General features: G+C 75.5%; 2 protein-coding genes. Both read left to right on the top strand.

Translation table 11 applies throughout. The annotated features are described in order from the left end of the window. The coding region (locus BJF79_RS66045) for an ABC transporter permease (RefSeq protein WP_316043524.1) at positions 1–1,770 on the top strand (1,770 nt) is incomplete at its 5' end. A gap of 129 nt (positions 1,771–1,899) precedes the next feature. After that, complete coding sequence (locus BJF79_RS37990; RefSeq protein ID WP_262403167.1) at positions 1,900–2,103, top strand: hypothetical protein; 204 nt, start codon at positions 1,900–1,902, stop codon at positions 2,101–2,103. The last annotated feature ends 91 nt before the right edge of the window (positions 2,104–2,194 follow it).

Below are 2,194 nucleotides of genomic sequence, written 5' to 3'. Positions count from 1 at the left end.
GGCGGCGTCGTGCTGATGATCGTGCTGTCGAAGCTGAACACCGAGGCCGCGTCGAGCCCCGTCACGTTCCTGACCGCGCTCGTCTGGACGGTCGCGGTCGCGCTGCTCGGCCCCGCGCTCGCCCGCGCCGCCGTCGCCGCCCTCGCCGTCCCGCTGAGCCTGTTCCCGGTCGGCGGACGGCTGGCCGCGGCGAACCTCGCGATGGACGCGCGGCGCCTCGCGTCCGTCGTCACCCCGCTCACCCTCATGATCGGGCTGACCGCCACGATCCTGTTCGCGCAGACGACCCTCGGCCACGCGGCGACCCGGCAGGCCAAGGAAGGGACGATCGCCGCACATGTGGTTGGACCGGACGTTACGCACGCAAAGGCCGCCGAACTCCGCGCGGCCCCCGGCGTCACCGCCGTCACCGAGGTCGTGCGGAGCACGGTCCGCGTGGGCCTGGAGAACTACGGCGTCCAGGGCGTCACGCCGGACGGCCTGGAGCGCACCGTGGACCTGGACGTCCGCGCCGGTTCGCTCGCCGGCCTCGGACCGTCCACGATCGCGGTGAGCACCACCGCCGCCGGACGCCTCGACGTGGCGCCCGGCGACCGGCTGCGCCTCACGCTCGGCGACGGCACCCCGATCGAGCCGACGGTCGTCGCCGTCTACGGGCGCGGCCTCGGGTTCGGCGACCTCACCCTCGCCCATGAGGTCGTCGCCGCGCACGTGGACGACCCGCGCGGCACCCTGCTCGTCGCCGGGAAGCTCCCGGCGGGCGTCCCGGCCACCGACGCCGGGACGGTCGCCGAGGCGCGGGCCGACACGAACGCGCAGGTCAACTATGTCGCGATGGTGCTGATCATCGCGTTCACCGCGATCGCGGTGGTGAACACGCTCGCGATGGCGACCGCCGACCGCGCCCGCGAGCTGGCCGCGCTGCGCCTCGCCGGGGCGACCCGCCGCCAGCTCATGCGGATGCTCGGCCTGGAGACCGGGGCGGTCGTCGGCGTCGCGGCGTGCTCGGCACGCGATCTCCCTCGCCGTCCTCACCGCGTTCGGGGCCGGCATGACCGGCGGGTCGCCGCACGTCCCGCCGGGCGCCCACCTGGCCGTCCTGGCGCTGGGCGGCGCCCTGGCCCTGGCCGCCACCGCGCTGCCCGCCCGGCTCGCCATGGCCGCGCGCCCGGCCGACGCCGTCGGAGTGCGGGAATGAAAGGCGCGTGCACCTGGCGACGGCGGCGATTGCGTTGTAATTTTGATTACATGAGTACGAACAACGCGGCAGAGGAGCTCCGGGGCTGGTTCTCCGGACGGCTCCCCGAGGACTGGTTCGAGGGGAGGGTGGAGGTCGTCCTCGATCGCGAGGAGGTCAGCGTCGTCGGCCGCCTCCCCGAACCCGAAGCCGCCGCCGACGCGTCCGAGGCCGAACGCGCGGCGCTCGTCGCCGGGCACGTCCAGCGGTTCCGGGCCGACACCCGCGACGCGCGCATCGCCATCGCCCGCGAGGCCGAGGGGCGGTTCGGGCACAAGGTGTCGTGGGGCGTCGAGTGCGGCGGCGAACGCGAGATGTTCACCACCCTGTCCGTCCCCGTCATGACCCGGCTGCGGCAGCCCGAACGCCGCGTCCTGGACACCCTCGTCGAGGCCGGCGTCGCCCGCAGCCGCAGCGACGCGCTCGCCTGGTGCGTCCGGCTCGTCGGCCGCAACACCGACGAGTGGCTCACCGAGCTGCGCGCCGCGCTGGAGCACGTCGAGCGCGCCCGCGCCGCCGGACCCAGGCCGTGACCCGCGCCCGGCGGGCCGACCCGCCGGGCGCGTTCCATTGCCCGATTGCGGGGCGCGATGGATGTGATCATGGGGACGACCTCACCTAAGGTGCGGGGATAACGTCGCGTGATCGAAAGGGGACGGCCGGTGAGGGTGCTGCGCTGCCTGGACGGATCGGTCCTCACGGTCGTGCCCGTGGCCGCCGTCGACCGCGGCGGCGCGCCCTTCGAGATCACCCTGGAGCTGCGCCGCGACGGCGCCGCGTTCGGCGCGGTGGGGGAGCGCTGCGGCTACTTCCTCGCCGACCTCGCCGCGCGGCTGGACGACGCCCGCGCCGACGGCTCCCCGTAGGCCGCCCGCTGGCCCGACCCCCGACGACCGCTTCCCCGCCCGCGAATCCGCCGCCCGCGACACCGCCCGGGACGCCGCCCGGGACCCCGCC

Source organism: Actinomadura sp. CNU-125 (genome assembly GCF_001942465.1).
GTDB lineage: Bacteria > Actinomycetota > Actinomycetes > Streptosporangiales > Streptosporangiaceae > Spirillospora.
This window is presented reverse-complemented; position numbering and strand designations above follow the sequence as displayed.